The organism is Kurthia sp. Dielmo, assembly GCF_000307285.2.
In the GTDB taxonomy this organism is placed as follows: domain Bacteria; phylum Bacillota; class Bacilli; order Bacillales_A; family Planococcaceae; genus Kurthia; species Kurthia populi.
Genome location: NZ_HE578956.1, coordinates 271,419 through 287,398, shown reverse-complemented (window position 1 = coordinate 287,398; position 15,980 = coordinate 271,419). Strand labels below are relative to the sequence as shown.

Below are 15,980 nucleotides of genomic sequence, written 5' to 3'. Positions count from 1 at the left end.
AGAGACACTAGCCTATTCGCTAATGTCTCTTCAATATTTTACGAATCAAGTCGATATATACAGAAAACGGATTTTTAAAGGAGTTTATTTTATGAAAGAACAATTACAACGTAGACTAATCCCTACTTATTTTAATGAATTTCAATGTATTGGAGGAGCCTGTGAAGATACGTGTTGCGCAGGCTGGCGGATTGATATTGACCAAAAAACATTTAAACAATATAAAAAAGAAAGTAATCCAGCTATTAAAAATGAACTTCAAAAAAATATTAAGCGCAACAGATCAGCAACTGTTAATGCGTTCACTTACGGTCAATTTAAGATGGATGAAAATAATGCTTGCACGATGCTTACTAAAGAAGGTTTATGTGGCATCCAGAATAGATTAGGTGAAAACGCGCTTTGCCACACTTGTACCATCTATCCACGTGAAATCTCAACAATTAATAATATTTTCGAAAAAACATTAACATTATCTTGTCCCGAAGCAGCTCGCATTGTATTAAATCATCCTGAAGGTTTAGATTTTATTGAAGAAGAAGGAATTGAATCTATTTCTCCTTCTAGAAATTTTGTTCATTCTAATGAAGAAAATGAATTATTTTGGAAAATACGAATTTTTATGATTGACACATTGCAGAACCGAAAATTCTCCCTTGAAATAAGATTATTAGTAATCGCTATGTTTTTACAAAATCATCTAGATTCACCTTCTTTAGAAATAGATTCTTTATTACAAAAATATAATTCTTATTTAAGTTTTAATGACTTAGCTACTATGTTCAAAGATATTCCTATAAACTACGACAATCAATTACAGCTCTCATTATCTGTTTTAAATCATCCATCTTCTAAAGAATTCAATAACATTACCGAAAACATAAAAAAACATTGAAACTTAATGAAACAAATACGCCAGAAGAAGCTAAAGATGCTTTTAAACTCGCATTAGAAAACAACTATAAAATATATATATCTAAGTACGCTTTTATTTTAGAAAATTATTTGGTAAATTCTATTTTCGAAAGAATTAAGGAACCTTCCCTTAAGCATTTAATTGATCAATTTACAAGTATTTGTGTTGATTTTGTTATGCTTCGCTTATTCATTAGTGGTTACACATCAAACACCAATAATCCACTTAATACTTCTATATACATTATTCAAAAATATAGTAAAGCACTTTCGCACAATGCTGAATATAAATCTGAAATCGCTCATATTCTACAACAAGATTATGCTTCCGTTCTTTCACAAATTACAATGTTAATATATATATAAAACGAGAGACCAATGTCTCTCATTTTTTCAGTTTGTTTAAAAAGTCAGCCGTCAATTTTTTTAAATGATGCGTAGCATCATAACTTTTTTCATACATACTTCGATGAGTTTTCAACTCTTGTTTACTAAGTTCCATCAACAAAAAAACCGCCCCCTTTATAAACTAAAGTAGCGCGATTTTAAGGTATAATTCAAATTTTATCTCTTGATTAAATAGTTTTTCGACAATATGAAAAATGAGAGACCAATGTCTCTCATTTTTTATAGACTTATTTCTTTTTATCGTAATATGTGCCGTCCATCGTATTTACCGCACCATATGGATTATGGTACTGTACTTCCGATTTCTTAGACTTTTGCAGATTTTGCATATCGGTCGCAATCTGCTTTTTAAAGCCTTCTAAACGTTCTACAATCCCTTTATCAAGGGCTCGTAATTGTGGTTCATATTCATGCCCCACAATCGGATTAGTCGGCATCACCTTCAACTGATCAATCGTTTGACCACGCGCATCCAACAATTTATTAACATACGAAATATACTCGTCTCGTTTATCTTCTTTATCCTCTGGCTCATTCTCTAAAAAAGAATACAGCTTTTCAGATAAAAGAAGCAGCTGCTTCATCGAATCCATTACACTTGATTTCCACTAAATTGTTTTTGTCGATTCATTTGAATGACCTGCTTCCACGTATCACGGAATTCAATCGCAAGGTTTTCCACTTCTTCTAAAATGGTTACATCACTATTAATATTCGCTTGTGTTAACTGATGATACATATACTCGTATAAATCGAACATATTTTTGGAAACAGGCACATCCATATTTAACGTAGACATCAATTCATTTAAAATCGCCTGCGCTTTTTGAACGTACGTATTACGCGCTTCAATATTTTTCATTTCAATTGCTTTCTTTGCTTGATGTATAAATTTAATACATCCATTATAAAGCATTAATGTCAGTTCACCAGGGGACGCGGTAGTAACACTATTTTGTTTGTATGCATTGTATGCATTTTGTACTGACAATCCGAACAACTCCTTTTAAATAAACCCTAAATACGTATAATCATTTTATCATTGTGAGAAGATAGATGATTGATTATTTGCTTTTTGAATCGCTGTTTCCATTGCAGAAAATTGATTCCAATAACGTTCTTCAATCGATTTTAATCGATCTTTCCAATCTTCAATTTTAGTATTTAAGCCAATAATTGTCTTTCCCAGTGAATATGTTTCATCAGATGTAGAGGTAGCCTTACCAGCTGTTCTCTCAATAGAATCAATAGATTCTTTGGCACTTTTTCTTAATCCTGCAATGATTCCAGTTTCTCCTGCTGTTGAATCCCCATTAAATACTTTTGTTACAGCATTAGGATCTTTTTCGATGGCTGAACGTAATTTATCTTCATCGATTTCTAATTTACCATTTTCTGACCAAGTCTTAGACGTTGTAATTCCTAAATTATATAGACTATTTCCAGAAGAAGCACCATATTCCGATAAAGTTTGTCTCATAGCAGATAACGTTTTATTTAAATTACTATCACCTTTTAAAAGGCCAGCTTTTGCTTTCTCTTCCCATTTCACAATTTCTGTTTCTGTCATTTCAGATTTTTGAGCATCCGTTAAAGGTTCATATGTGATGTTCTTCTTTTCAGATGTTTTTGTGTTTAAATCTTTAATAAGGCCATTATAAGTTTCTACAAATTCTTTAACTTTCTTTACAATATCATCTGTGTTTGTAGTTGAAGTGATATTTATCTTTGAATTAGCTGCAATATCCTGAGTTAAATTCATTTTATATCCAGCTACTTCAAAAGAATTTGTAGCTTGCGTGAGTGTAACACCATTTACTGTCATAGAAGCATTTTTAGCTGTATTTCCAGTATTAAAATTACCCTCGTTCAAAGAAAAACCTAATTTACTAAAAATATCTTGTGCATCCGTAGTTACACCCATAATCGTCTTACTAGACTTAGTGTCTTCTTGAACACCTTCACCAGTAGTATTTGATTTTAATGAAATTGTACTACCACCATTTGCATTATTCGCTATAATAGCAGTAATTCCAACACCTGAAGAATTTATTGAATTAAGAAAACTTTGTACAGTATCCGTAGATTTGAAGGCAATTTCTTTTTCAACTAATTTTGTACCAGTCGAATCTAATCCTTGCAATTTAACTGTGCCATCTATTAATCCTAATTCAGCTAACGTTTGCTTTGAATTAATTGTTGTCGAATTACTTTTTGCTAATCCTGCTGTAGCCATCGTTGCTTCTGAAATTTCTAAATTTCCTGAGGCACTATTAGTAGCTGTTACAGAAATCGAACTAGATGAACTGCTAGCAGCTTTTACATTCCAACTTGAACTTTGCCCATAATTATCCCATAAACCATCCCTAAAAGCTGATAAAGATGTATTTACTTCACGATAAGCATCGCGTTTCCATTCGTATTTTTGCTTTTGTTGCTGAAGCTTCTCCATTTGAGCACTTTCAGCCTTCATTAACTTTTCCATAATCGAATCGATATCCATACCTGATACTAGACCACCGATTTTATTTTTATATTGTAAATAAGAATAAGTTGCTTGTGAACTTGCAGTACCATTTACTGTTGCCATTATTGTTCCTCCTCACTATGCTTGTGTATCAAAAATCTTTCCAGCTAGTTTTTGCATTTCATAATAAGCATCTAATAAAGCTTTAGGCGGTATTTCTTTTACAACCTCTTGTGTTTGAGCATCTACTACTTCGACATAATAACGCTCTAAATCGCCATGAAAAATAAATTTAGAATTTCTTTGCGTATGCTCCATAAATTCATTCAACTTATTAACAGCTGTTTGATAAGCTTGTTCAGTTGGATTCCCCTTTTCATCGGTCATTTCAGAAATATTACTATTTTTCTTCTTCATCACATCTAGATTTTGAGAAGAATTTGAATTAGGTAAAACAACAGTTGAACGTTCTATTACTTTTTCGGATTCATTATATGCTGTCGATAATTTCATAATACGCACCTCCTCTATTTTCTATCGCTTTATTTTTATATCGGACTTATTAAATGAATATGTAGAAATGTTTATGATTTTTGTGTTATATCGAGAAACACTGTGTTTTTTAACTTTGCTCCTTTTTTAGCTGTATTAAATATGCGGATATATGTTTTTGTAAATGCTTGATCAAACCAGCGTTTATAACTTAATAAATTAGGTGTTGTATGGAGGGTCGTATTATCGTTAGCGATAACCTCTAACACTTGATTGTGTTGTTGAATTTTCTTACCTGATGTTGAGCTAGTAGCATGCGTTTGTGTTTCACTAAATCCTAAATCTTACCCAAATAAATATAATTCTTCATATCCGAGCCAATCTATATACGAAAAAGTGGTCGTTGCAACAGAGCCTCCCGTTTCAAATAAAGGCTGTCCATTCTGCATCGCAAATTCCTCTGCAGGTAAAAACCTTTTTGAAAAAGAATTTGCTTTGCTCCACTATGTTTACTAACAGCTTGATGATTTACTGTCCATAAAAAATATAGAATCGCTGTATATCTTTCAGCCAATTATTTTAGCATTGTATCCTGTGCATCAGTCATAAAAATAGCAGTTGGTTAAATATTATGATTTAGTAATATTTTCAAAGCTGAGCCCACACAATAAATATCAAACTCATGCTCATGCTTTTTAAGCCATACAACTGTTTGATTTAATGAAGGACCCGACGCTACAAGTGCTGCTTTTTTTGTCACGATTTCTTTTGAAGAGCATTAAATTTTTTTACATTAGTTAATTTTAGATGATTTTTATTGTTATTTTCTAAGTAAATTTTCATTTCTTGCTCATCCAATAAAATATACTGTACTTCAACATCTTCAATATTTTCTATTAAATAATCTAAATGATAGCCCAGACCTAAGCCAACTAAAATAAATTTTTTGTGAGTGAGCTTTACCTCCGACTTCATAAAACGTTCAACATCCGTTTGTGGATTGTATTTACTATATAAATATCATTTAGCTTTAATGTTTTTTGTTTGTTTTTTGTTTGTTTTTTGTTTGTTCTATTTGCCAATTCATTTTAGTCCTCACTTCCACAAAAAAAGTTATAGCTTTAAACAAGCTATAACCTCACTGTTATTTAAAATAACCCAACACAATATCAATATCTTCTTCATCCATCTGCGGATGAATTGGTAAGGTTAACGCCTGCTCATACCATTTTTCAGCTTTGGGACATAATCCTCGCTCATAGCCTAAACCTTGATAATACGGATGCCAATACACTGGAATATAATGCACATGCACGCCAATATTTGCACTACGCAACTCTTCAAAAATTTGTTTACGTGACTTTCCTAATACCGCAGGATCTAATTGAACAGAATATAAATGCCAGCCTGACTGTGTATCCAGTAACTGATGAGGTGCTGTCACTCCTTTAATCGTCATTAACTTTTCTGTATAATATGCCGCTAATTTTTGACGTTTTGCGATGAAACTATCTAGCTTACTCATTTGTGAAATACCAAGAGCTGCTTGGATATCCGTCATACGGTAGTTAAACCCTAAATCCAGCATCTCGTAATACCAGCCACCTTGTTCTTCTGCATAAGGTGTATGTGTAATACCATGCCCGCGAAATAATAATAATTTTTCATAGTAATCCGGGTTATTTGTAACAATAATGCCACCTTCACCTGTCGTTACCGGTTTGACAGGATGGAAGCTGAACATCGTCATATCTGCAGTGACACCAACTTTTCGCTCCTTATAGTCTGCGCCTAGTGAATGTGCCCCGTCCTCAATGACAACTACATTATTCGCTCGTGCAATCGCCATAATCGCATCAATGTCGACAGGCTGTCCTGTAAAATCTACTGGTATAATTGCCTTTGTTTTCGCCGTAATTTTTTTCTCAATTTCGTGAGGGTCGATATTATACGTCTGTTCATCAATGTCAGCAAATACAATGTTTGCCCCCATATAGCGCGCACAATTTGCACTAGCTGCAAACGTAATCGGTGTCGTAATGACTTCATCCCCTTCACTTACACCTGCCGCATAGCACGCCGCATGAAGCGCTGCTGTACCATTCGCAAAAGATACTGCATATTTTGCGCCAACATAACGCGCGACCACTTCTTCAAATTCTTTCACTTTCGGCCCGGTCGTTAAAAAAGGTGATTTAAGCGTTTCAACAACTGCTTCAATGTCCTCATCCGAAATCCATTGTGTGCTGTACGGTAAAAAATCTGTTCGTTTATTCATTAATATCACCTCATTTTAAATTAAGTCTTCAAATTGAATAGGTGTACCCATTATATAATTTTTTTTGCGATTTTATTTAAAAGTGTTGGGTAATACTTTGGTTCTAAACCATATCCAGGTCTTACAATTCGAATATTTTCTTCTGTAAATATTTCACCAGCTTTAATATCTTTTGCTACATAAATTGAACGTCTAAATTTCAATGAAGCTTTCTCTTTTTCTGTAGGACCATATGTAATTTTTCCAATTGCTTGCCATGCACGCTCAGTTTCCTCAACCAGTGCTTTCATCTCAGATGGTTCCATAGAAAAAGCTGAATCAACACCACCATCAGCACGATTTAATGTAAAATGTTTTTCAATAACTGTAGCACCTAAAGCTACTGCCGCAACCGCGACACCCGTTCCTAACGTATGATCAGAAAGACCGACTTGTACGTCAAATAAATCGCGCATATGCGGAATTGTTGCGATATTTGTGTTTTCTGGTGTTGCTGGATAGGTACTTGTACATTTCAGCAATATTAAATCATTACAGCCATTTTCTTTTGCTGTTCGTACTAATTCATCTAATTCCGCTGCAGTTGCCATACCAGTAGATACAATCATCGGTTTCCCTGTAGAAGCTACCTTTTTGATTAAAGGTAAGTCCGTATTTTCAAAAGAAGCAATTTTATATAAAGGAACATCTAATGTTTCTAAAAAATCAACAGCTGTGTCATCAAAAGGTGTACTAAATGCAATCATACCTAACTCTTTTGCACGATCAAAAATAGGTTTATGCCATTCCCATGGTGTATAGGCTTCATTGTATAAATCATATAAATTCCTTCCTTTCCATAGGTTTTCCTCGTCTAAAATATCAAATCCTTCACCATGCACGTTTAATGTTAAAGTGTCTGCTGTATACGTTTGAATTTTCAAAGCATGTACCCCAGATTTAGCAGCAGCTTCAACAATTTCTAAAGCTCTGTCTAACGATTGATTATGATTCCCTGACATTTCTGCGATAATAAATGGAGTTTGCATTTCCCCGATAGTATATTCATTTAAATTAATCATTATACCCACTCTTTCTAACAATTAAAATGACATCTCTTCCTAACTCTTGTGTAGCTAATGCCTTATATAACTTTTGCTTTAAATAACTATTATATTCAAAAAGTTTTTTTCAAATTCTTTCCTTTTAAAATGACAGCCACGCCCAAGACTATTTTCTGCAATATAATTATCTCCCATTAATATAAACATTTCCATTGGAAAACTAGTTGTTTCTTCAAGAATTTCAAAGCCACAGTTATTTAACAATTTTTTTAGATTATTAAATGAAAAATAATTAATATGCTCAGAAGGTGCAACCCACCATTGATTGTCATGATTAATTTTAGATGCTATTTCTTGTAATTCATTAAAATCATTTGGCACTGCCACGCAGAAAATTCCTCCATCGGCCAAATTATTATAAATTAAATTTAAAATTTCTTTTGGTTGAATCATATGCTCTAATACATGATTCATGTGAATCACTTCAAATTTCCCGATTTTTTCGCTAATTTCCTTGTTATAAAATTCTTGTAAAATATTTAACCCTTGTTCTTTAGCATAAAAACTAGCCATTTGCGAAGGCTCTAAACCAAGTTCCATCCATTGATTTTTCTTCGCTACGTTTAGAAAGTAACCTGCACCTGTACCAATGTCTAAAACTTTTACTGGCTTAGTTGTGTTAATATATTTTTGAATCATATTTATTCTTTCCTGATAAAGATTTTCCCACCATTCTCTATCTTCTTTTAAGTTGTTTATATAGTCAGCTCTATTTTTCTGATAATATTCTTCTGAATATAAAAGTTGTGTTTTTTCTTGTGAAGGATATGGATATACATGAGGGAACTCACAATTTTCACAATCAATAATATTTTGATTATCTTTATTAGCAATAATTTCTCCTTGATGCATAGTTACATTAACTCCTTTTATTTATGTAAATAAGAAATCATATGATGTACTGATTTTTCAAATACATTTGGTTTTCTGTAAAATTTCAATAAACTTGCAAACTCAGCATTATTCCAATGCGCTTTTCTATTTAATATTAAATAAAGTAGTTTATAGTCTAGAGTGATTCTTAAAAATGGCTCTATCATCTCATCTTCTAAGACAACTTCACACTTTTCACCGTTCATAGGAATTTTATATAAATATCCCTGATTAGCATTTATATACACCGTAGTCTGAACTTCCATATTGTGATAAACATTTTTAAATTTATGATTCATCCTTGTTTGAGCAATACAAAAATCTTCTAGCAAGTTCTTTTCTTCAATTTTTTCAAAATCAAAAGAATATGGTTTAGCACTTAATGTATTACTTATATATTTTTCTCTTTCTTCTTTAGAGGGTGGAGAAAATTCATTTGACTTTATTCCATTAGATAAATTTAAATAATCTCCCGAATTAAGCATCATAACATCTGTATCGACATTACTTTTTTCTAATAATACACATACTTCTTTCTCTACATTTTCAAAGTGCGTAGTCGCTGTATACTTATTTAAATTCCATTGTTCCCCGCCAATAACCCTCTGTGCAGCAAAAGGCAGGACATATTTTGGTTGTAAATCTTTACAGTATTGCACTAAACGATTTAAACATTTTAGTCTTATTTTTTCTTTTTCAATTAACTTCTCTGCATTTGTAAAGTTTTCAAAACATTGAGGATAAGGACTAGCACCGTTATAACTTGTTAATAAATAATCTATACTATGATATTTTTCTTTAATGTATTTGTTTATCGGAAAAGAAAGTTCATACGGGCAATCGTTTGTGTTCACAACTACATGTTTCCCACCTTTGAAAACAGCCATAGAATCTATTTGAAGTGACTTCTCGTAACCTTGAGATACTTGACAACCAAAAAACTTATGACATATTAAAGGATCACAGTTATCTGCTGCTAGTATTTCTATACTAAACTCATTATCTAAAAAATAGCTTTCTTTATGGCCCAATTCGATAATATTTTCAAATCCTATAGATTTGAGCTTATTCATTACATGTTTTTCCTCATAACAGTGAATTAAAACGGGTATTTTTTTATCATAAAACTTTAAAGTATTACTGTCTAAGTGATCTTCATGAATATGTGAAATATAAATTGCATCCATATCCATATAATCTTCAATTTTCAATTTGAGGGGTGGATAATGGTACAACCCTCCGTAGCATACACTTTCACTTAACCATGGATCACAGATAATTTTCTTATTATTGTATTCTAATACAACGCAAGCATCTGTTAAATAATGTACTTTCAAAATATCTTCTCCTCGCATTATTTTTTTATATAAGCATAGCTTTCTTTTACTCCTAAATTCGCAATGACATCTAAAATACTTAAATATGGTATAAAACTATCTACATTTTTAGTAGAATAACATTTAGGCTCAAATTCAAATTTTTCTACTTTGATGTTAGAATTCTCAAAATAACCTTCACTTTCTATATATTTCATAGATCCAGGTGCACTTACATAAGTATCTGCATTTATTTCTTTGCAGATATTCAATAAATATTGAGATTTTTTTCCATCAGATTTCAAATTGCTACTATATAGAGTTTTAGTATTAATATTCAGATATTTCATTACTGTCATAATAAAATTAACATTAATTTCTGCTAATAAATTTGTCGTACTTTTTATAATCGTCTCTTCAAAAATAGTATAAACTTCATCAAAATATTTACTTTTTCCATATGCTTGTTTTATTAAATTAAAATGAGTTGTTTTCCATTTATCATCCACTACTTCTACGTTATTAATTAATTGGTCACGTAAACCTGTTTTTTTTACTGGTATCGTTAGCCATTTTTCTTGTTGATTTAAATTAATACGATTTCTCTGTTGCCATGAACGTCTAGAAAATTGGACATCATCAAAAAATATAAAAACGTCTACACTTTCAATCATTGAAAAATAACCTGCCCAAGGTAAATAAGTTGGTTGCATTATTGCACATCGCATTATTTTATATTCCACTCTTTCTTTAAAATTGAAAAGATTAATTGATTTTTATATGAGCCATTGAAATTAAATGACTCTCTTTCTTCCCCTTCCTTTACAAATCCTAATGTTTTATAAATGTGAAGCGCTACAGTGTTATCTGAAAAAACTTTCAACCAGATTCTATTTAATTTAAAAATATTGAAAAATTCTTGTAGGGCCTTATGAATAGCTATTTTAGCAAACCCTTTTCCTCGTTCTAAATTTTCTCCGATATAGATTTGGAAAAAACCACTGTTATGATTTAAATCGAGATGAAGCAAAATATTTCCAATATATTTTTCATCTATATAAATAGCTTTTATTACGACATTTCTTATATTTTCCATCCACTTTTTATGAGACTCTAAAGTTACTGAATTAATTACACCAAACTCTTTTTTTATATCAGGTAAATTTAGCCATTCAACGGTCTTATTATAATGTTCAAAACTATAGTCTTTTAAAATTACTTCTTTCAAATTAACTCAGCCATCCTTTCACTGCATTTACAATTTGTTTTTTACCATTTATATTAATTATTTTTTTACTATTATTTTCATATATACTTAACTTTTCTCTATCAAAAAGGAATTTCTTCATGTACTTTAAAAAACCTTTTTTCCCTAACTTATCTGCTTCACCTAAATATAGGCAGATATTTTCACTACTTAATTGTTTTAAAATTTGGATTTGATTATCTGCTGTTGAAAGATAAGCAGATGGAATCCCTAAAGCGGCTCTTTCCCATGTTGTCGTTCCAGGCGCGCCAAACGCCACATGACATCTCTTCATTATTTCTGCCATGTTCGTTATATTCTTATATATTGTTATTTGTTTATTATATTGCTGTTTTAACTCTTCTAATTCGCTATCAAATTCATAATCTTTTCCTACTACTATCAACAAATGAATAAAATCAAATTCTCCCACCAAAAATTCACTAAATTTCAACGTATAGTTATTAAAGTCCATACCTCCAAAAAAAACATGCATATATATTTTCGAGGAATTTATTTGAAATGAACTTTTAATATTGTCAAATTCTTCACGTAATATCATAAAGTTAGTCCCCAATAAAAATAAGGTGTTTTTCCCACATAACAATTCGTATTGTTTTTTATTATTTTGTGCTCCATACGTTGGATTTAAAAAAATCTCACAATTATGATAACGTTCTTCTCCGTCGTCAATAACCAGAACTTTCAAATTGTTAGTTTTCACTTTACTTTCCCAGTTGGAGTCAATAGCATAATGATCTAGAATTAATAAATCTATATTTTTAACAACTAAGATTTTATTTGTTTCATAAGCATCTATTTGCCAATTACTTAGCATCCATAGCTTCAGCGGTCCTTGTATAAAAGGTAGACTATGAACTGAAAAGCCATTCTCTTTTATAAGTGCCTCTTTACTCCCCCATGTCTCGCGACAAATAAAAATAACATTATCGCCATTCTCTCTAAACTGCTCTGCTAATGTTAAACAACGCATTACATGGCCCGAACCAATATCAATAGACGCATCTACTCGAATTGCTATATTCATCCCATCACCTAAATTTTCTTTTGTTCAATTTCATGATTAATTTCAAACCATTGTGGATTAGCTTCCATTAATTTAATAGCATCTTTTAATTTCAAATCCGTTTCTTTCCCTTTATATACATTTAACAACAGATTAATTAATTCAAAATCTTCTTTTGTATCTACTGTCCAACGATATTTACTATAATTCTCTTTACCTTTATAACATCCTAATCTAAACTTGTCTGAATTTGTATAAATATATGGTGTTACATGTTCTTTATCTCGGTCTAAGATGGCAAATTTATAGCTATTTTTTAAAGCTTTTGCTGTAAAAACTTCCGTATCTAATCCACGTGGAAATGTTCGTTCTAATGTATTGGATACATAGTCAAAATCATTTATTAAAAAGTAGTTAATCGTTTCATCTACAATATCTGGATCAATAATAGGACAATCTGATGTCAGTCGTACAATCGTTTCTCCTCCAAATTGATTCCATGCTCCATAATAACGTTCTAAAACATTTTCTTCTGAACCACGAAAAACGTTTATATTATATTTATTACAAAATTCAACAAGTTGATTATCTTGATTTTCCAAAGTAGTTGCTACAACTAAATTATCAATTTTACGACATTTTTTTAATCTATTAATTTGATGGAGTAAAAGTGGTTTACCATTGATCTCTTTTAATACTTTTCCTGGCAACCTACTTGACCCCATTCTGGCCTGAATTATTGCAGTAACCGTCATTTTAAAACCCTCCAAATGAAAAAATGTAGTCACAATGACTACATTTCTCCAACTAATTCTCGTAATTCTTCAATCGTAAGCCATTGTGTATTTTCATTACTCACATAATGGAAGTCATCCGGTAATGATTTTGAACCTTTTTTAAATTCTTCAGACCACCAACTAAACTCTGGTTGAATCACATAATAATCATCAAATTCGATTGTATGACGAGCATCATCTTCTGTAATCATAGCCTCATGTAATTTTTCACCTGGACGAATCCCTACGATTTTCACGTCACATTCAGGGCCAATCGCTTTTGCTAGGTCTAGAATATTCATACTAGGAATCTTCGGTACGAATAATTCACCACCATGCATACGTTCAAGGTTATCAATAACAAATTGCACACCTTGATCTAGCGTAATCCAGAAACGTGTCATACGATCATCCGTTACTGGAAGGACACCTGTTTCACGCACTTTTTTGAAGAATGGTACAACACTACCACGACTGCCTACTACATTGCCATAACGCACAACAGAGAATTTTGTATGCTTCTCACCAACATATGCATTCGCTGCAATAAATAATTTATCCGAAGCTAATTTTGTCGCACCATATAAATTGATTGGGCTACATGCTTTATCTGTAGACAGTGCAATCACTTTTTCAACACCCTTATCAATTGCCGCATCAATAATATTTTGTGCCCCGTGAATATTTGTTTTTACAGCCTCAAATGGATTATACTCACATGCATCTACATGCTTCATAGCTGCTGCATGAATAACAATATCCACCCCATCAAACGCGCGATATAGGCGTTCTTTATCACGTACATCCCCGATAAAGAAACGTACTCTACTATCTGCAAATTCTTGTTTCATTTCATATTGCTTTAGTTCATCTCGACTGAAAACAATTACTTTTTTTACGCCTAATGTTAGCGCTTGTCGTACAAATTTTTTACCGAAAGAACCGGTCCCTCCGGTTACTAATACTACTTTTCCTTCTAAACTATTCATTTAAATCATCCTCATTTGCAGTCATCTCATAAATCTGCAATTTATAAATTTCTTCTAACAATTCATATTCTAAAATATCTGCACAAAGATTATAATCATTAAATTCAATAGCTTTTGCTATTTCTTTTAATGTTTCATTTATTTTTTTAACATCTATGCTATTGTTGAAATTTAATTCTTTCAAACTATCATTAACATTTATAATCCATGCCATACCTTCAAATAAATCTACAACTTCAGCATTTATTTTCGATACATCACTTGCACTTCTTATACTCCGAATTAATTTAGGTACTTCATTATTCAAAGTTGTAATATATCCATTATAATCTTGAATAATTTCATCGATTACTAAACTCATCAATCTCTACCTCCTGAATAAGTTCCTTGATTATTTTTAAAGACTCTTGTGTTACTTTTAACATTTCGGTATACATATATTTACTTTGTTTATACGCTGCTTGATACTTTTCTTCATCACTAGTATTATTTTTAACTTTAAAATATCTTAATGTATGTAAATTAACAACATTAAAAGCATGATTTAAGCTGGAAGTTTGTAATTTTTTTTAATTTTTTATCAAGTTGGTCCAAGTTTCTTAATACATTTGAATCGAATTTTGTTCTACTAGTATTTCTATCTAACTCTTTAATAGCCTCATGAAATAATTTAATTAAACTATTATGTTTTTCTCTATCCATTGTTAAATTATATAAATAATATTTATCTTCATAATCTGTCAAATCATATAAATAATTTTTATTTACGTTACCTTTAGTAAACTCACGTAAAAATTTTTCAAAAGGAAGTTGTTGAATAGAATGAATTTTTATGCCTCCTTCTGTACAGTTGTAAGTTCGACTTTGAGCATTCATTTTTGATTGAATTAATTCAAATCCTTCTTTCATTTGTAAAAAAACTGAGTTTGTTTTTACACTGTCACCATAATAACCTTCATGAGACAGCAAACCATCTGAAATAACTGCTTTCCTATTGAGATTACCCTCCGCATGACTTTGGCCATTCGTATAAGCTAAATCTTGCCCAATAAGAGCTACTGGACCGTTACTTAAAAATAGCGCTAAATTATAAGCTGTATTAGCAACTGAACTGCCTCCAATCAATGTTTCAACAGTTTTTTTTGTATATTTTTGATAATGTGGAACTAATACTTCTTCCATAGTTAAAAAACAATAATATGCATTTTTAAATTTATTACGAATTCCATAATGTAATGTCGGACAATATACTAGTGGAAAATCTTCAATATTCAAATCCTTAAAGTGATTAAAATTTATTTCTCCGCCATCTACAGATACAACTATATCCGGCCTTATATTGCATTTTAATAATGAATTGATAGTGGTTCCTGCTGCTACCAATACAATTTGATTTCGATATTTTTTAATCAAATTAAATTGTTTCGTAAGAGATGGTCCACCAGATGCTATTACAACAGGAAAATTCTCGTTACTAAACAATTCTTTAATTGAATGATCTTGAACTGCATACTTTAAATTTCTTAAGTAATTTTCATTCCATTGTGAATTAAAATAAGTAATCGTATTTTCCGATATTTGATTAGAATTCATTTTTTCTTGAAGAGTTTTCAAAAACAATTGAAACTTTTCACTTTCACGTATTATCTTGTCATAATTTATAGAAATAATCATATTAATAGAATCTGTTATATGTAAATGATTATTTAAAAACTCTTTAATAGTCTGTTCATCATATTTTTTTAAATATATAATTTTTTCTTTTTTTAAAGGTTGTATAAGTGGATCTACTACAATAATTTTTTCATATTCTGTTAAATTTTTTTCTAACTCCTCATAAATATACCCTGCTCCATAACCTAAAAGAATTTGAACAGAAGCCGAACGATATTGTTCCCTTACAAATCTTTCTGCTTCTTTTTTCGGAAAATATTTACTATGTAAATAAATATTTTGATATTTCAATGTAATATCTCCACTTTTAGATAGTTCTTCAATTACTAATTTATTAGAATCCAACAATATCACCTCTATCGTGTATATCGGTCATTTATGTAGTATATCAAGTTCCTTTTTAATTCACAATTCTC

The 15,980-nt window shown here is 31.1% G+C and carries 18 protein-coding genes and 1 pseudogene; 2 read left to right on the top strand and 17 right to left on the bottom strand.

What is annotated here, in order from left to right; genetic code table 11:
• The first annotated feature begins 91 nt into the window (after positions 1–91).
• Positions 92–895 (top strand): flagellin lysine-N-methylase, encoded by an 804-nt coding sequence (gene fliB, locus KTHG_RS01810; protein WP_020189209.1) that lies wholly within the window; start codon positions 92–94, stop codon positions 893–895.
• Positions 892–1,281: a hypothetical protein gene (locus KTHG_RS01805; protein WP_020189208.1), complete on the top strand. Its 390-nt coding sequence runs from the start codon at positions 892–894 to the stop codon at positions 1,279–1,281. The genes fliB and KTHG_RS01805 overlap by 4 nt, the downstream gene beginning before the upstream one ends.
• Before the next feature lie 269 nt (positions 1,282–1,550).
• On the opposite strand, the gene fliT is transcribed toward KTHG_RS01805, so the two are convergent.
• The 17 genes and pseudogenes from fliT to KTHG_RS01720 all read right to left on the bottom strand — a co-directional run bounded on the left by fliT (position 1,551) and on the right by KTHG_RS01720 (position 15,909).
• Entirely contained in the window at positions 1,551–1,916 is a 366-nt protein-coding gene (gene fliT / locus KTHG_RS01800; protein ID WP_020189206.1) for a flagellar protein FliT, read from the bottom strand.
• Complete coding sequence (gene fliS / locus KTHG_RS01795; RefSeq protein ID WP_020189205.1) at positions 1,916–2,314, bottom strand: flagellar export chaperone FliS; 399 nt, start codon at positions 2,312–2,314, stop codon at positions 1,916–1,918. The genes fliT and fliS overlap by 1 nt, the downstream gene beginning before the upstream one ends.
• 48 nt (positions 2,315–2,362) lie before the next feature.
• Positions 2,363–3,913 (bottom strand): flagellar filament capping protein FliD, encoded by a 1,551-nt coding sequence (gene fliD / locus KTHG_RS01790; RefSeq protein ID WP_020189204.1) that lies wholly within the window; start codon positions 3,911–3,913, stop codon positions 2,363–2,365.
• 15 nt (positions 3,914–3,928) lie between these two features.
• A complete protein-coding gene (locus KTHG_RS01785; RefSeq protein WP_020189203.1) occupies positions 3,929–4,303 on the bottom strand; it encodes a flagellar protein FlaG in 375 nt (124 codons plus the stop codon).
• Between the two features lie 601 nt (positions 4,304–4,904).
• Positions 4,905–5,042, bottom strand: a complete 138-nt coding sequence (locus KTHG_RS22100; RefSeq protein ID WP_186439486.1) for a 6-hydroxymethylpterin diphosphokinase MptE-like protein — start codon at positions 5,040–5,042, stop codon at positions 4,905–4,907.
• The gene (locus KTHG_RS01775) at positions 5,039–5,257 is read right to left on the bottom strand and encodes a hypothetical protein (protein WP_020189202.1); all 219 of its coding nucleotides are present in this window, start codon (positions 5,255–5,257) and stop codon (positions 5,039–5,041) included. Before KTHG_RS01775 ends, KTHG_RS22100 begins: the two co-directional genes overlap by 4 nt.
• 169 nt (positions 5,258–5,426) lie before the next feature.
• Positions 5,427–6,560, bottom strand: a complete 1,134-nt coding sequence (gene pseC, locus KTHG_RS01770; protein WP_020189201.1) for a UDP-4-amino-4,6-dideoxy-N-acetyl-beta-L-altrosamine transaminase — start codon at positions 6,558–6,560, stop codon at positions 5,427–5,429.
• A gap of 15 nt (positions 6,561–6,575) precedes the next feature.
• A pseudogene (gene pseI / locus KTHG_RS01765) lies at positions 6,576–7,621 on the bottom strand (pseudaminic acid synthase).
• A 78-nt stretch (positions 7,622–7,699) separates the two neighbouring features.
• Positions 7,700–8,515: a class I SAM-dependent methyltransferase gene (locus KTHG_RS01760; RefSeq protein WP_020189199.1), complete on the bottom strand. Its 816-nt coding sequence runs from the start codon at positions 8,513–8,515 to the stop codon at positions 7,700–7,702.
• Between the two features lie 17 nt (positions 8,516–8,532).
• On the bottom strand, positions 8,533–9,873 hold the full coding sequence (locus tag KTHG_RS01755) for an MBL fold metallo-hydrolase (RefSeq protein WP_186439485.1): 1,341 nt from the start codon (positions 9,871–9,873) through the stop codon (positions 8,533–8,535).
• Positions 9,874–9,890: 17 nt separating this feature from the next.
• Positions 9,891–10,565: a WbqC family protein gene (locus KTHG_RS01750; protein ID WP_186439484.1), complete on the bottom strand. Its 675-nt coding sequence runs from the start codon at positions 10,563–10,565 to the stop codon at positions 9,891–9,893.
• A 14-nt stretch (positions 10,566–10,579) separates the two neighbouring features.
• Positions 10,580–11,080 carry a GNAT family N-acetyltransferase gene (locus KTHG_RS01745; protein ID WP_020189196.1) on the bottom strand — a complete coding sequence of 167 codons (501 nt, stop codon included), beginning with the start codon at positions 11,078–11,080 and terminating at the stop codon, positions 10,580–10,582.
• Between the two features lies 1 nt (position 11,081).
• A complete protein-coding gene (gene pseG / locus KTHG_RS01740; protein ID WP_020189195.1) occupies positions 11,082–12,146 on the bottom strand; it encodes a UDP-2,4-diacetamido-2,4,6-trideoxy-beta-L-altropyranose hydrolase in 1,065 nt (354 codons plus the stop codon).
• Positions 12,147–12,154: 8 nt separating this feature from the next.
• Entirely contained in the window at positions 12,155–12,880 is a 726-nt protein-coding gene (locus KTHG_RS01735; RefSeq protein WP_044527194.1) for a cytidylyltransferase domain-containing protein, read from the bottom strand.
• A 38-nt stretch (positions 12,881–12,918) separates the two neighbouring features.
• On the bottom strand, positions 12,919–13,890 hold the full coding sequence (gene pseB, locus KTHG_RS01730; protein ID WP_020189193.1) for a UDP-N-acetylglucosamine 4,6-dehydratase (inverting): 972 nt from the start codon (positions 13,888–13,890) through the stop codon (positions 12,919–12,921).
• Complete coding sequence (locus tag KTHG_RS01725) at positions 13,883–14,251, bottom strand: DUF8042 domain-containing protein (RefSeq protein WP_020189192.1); 369 nt, start codon at positions 14,249–14,251, stop codon at positions 13,883–13,885. The genes pseB and KTHG_RS01725 overlap by 8 nt, the downstream gene beginning before the upstream one ends.
• 170 nt (positions 14,252–14,421) lie before the next feature.
• On the bottom strand, positions 14,422–15,909 hold the full coding sequence (locus KTHG_RS01720) for a motility associated factor glycosyltransferase family protein (protein ID WP_020189191.1): 1,488 nt from the start codon (positions 15,907–15,909) through the stop codon (positions 14,422–14,424).
• Positions 15,910–15,980: the final 71 nt, after the last annotated feature.

What these genes read in the sequence shown, in the direction of transcription:
- fliB (WP_020189209.1), top strand. Translation starts at nt 92, where the DNA reads ATGAAAGAACAATTACAACGTAGACTAATCCCTACTTATTTTAATGAA.
- fliT (WP_020189206.1), bottom strand. Translation starts at nt 1,916, where the DNA reads ATGGATTCGATGAAGCAGCTGCTTCTTTTATCTGAAAAGCTGTATTCT.
- fliD (WP_020189204.1), bottom strand. Translation starts at nt 3,913, where the DNA reads ATGGCAACAGTAAATGGTACTGCAAGTTCACAAGCAACTTATTCTTAT.
- KTHG_RS01785 (WP_020189203.1), bottom strand. Translation starts at nt 4,303, where the DNA reads ATGAAATTATCGACAGCATATAATGAATCCGAAAAAGTAATAGAACGT.
- KTHG_RS01775 (WP_020189202.1), bottom strand. Translation starts at nt 5,257, where the DNA reads ATGAAGTCGGAGGTAAAGCTCACTCACAAAAAATTTATTTTAGTTGGC.
- pseC (WP_020189201.1), bottom strand. Translation starts at nt 6,560, where the DNA reads ATGAATAAACGAACAGATTTTTTACCGTACAGCACACAATGGATTTCG.
- KTHG_RS01760 (WP_020189199.1), bottom strand. Translation starts at nt 8,515, where the DNA reads ATGCATCAAGGAGAAATTATTGCTAATAAAGATAATCAAAATATTATT.
- KTHG_RS01750 (WP_186439484.1), bottom strand. Translation starts at nt 10,565, where the DNA reads ATGCAACCAACTTATTTACCTTGGGCAGGTTATTTTTCAATGATTGAA.
- pseG (WP_020189195.1), bottom strand. Translation starts at nt 12,146, where the DNA reads ATGAATATAGCAATTCGAGTAGATGCGTCTATTGATATTGGTTCGGGC.
- KTHG_RS01735 (WP_044527194.1), bottom strand. Translation starts at nt 12,880, where the DNA reads ATGACGGTTACTGCAATAATTCAGGCCAGAATGGGGTCAAGTAGGTTG.
- pseB (WP_020189193.1), bottom strand. Translation starts at nt 13,890, where the DNA reads ATGAATAGTTTAGAAGGAAAAGTAGTATTAGTAACCGGAGGGACCGGT.
- KTHG_RS01725 (WP_020189192.1), bottom strand. Translation starts at nt 14,251, where the DNA reads ATGAGTTTAGTAATCGATGAAATTATTCAAGATTATAATGGATATATT.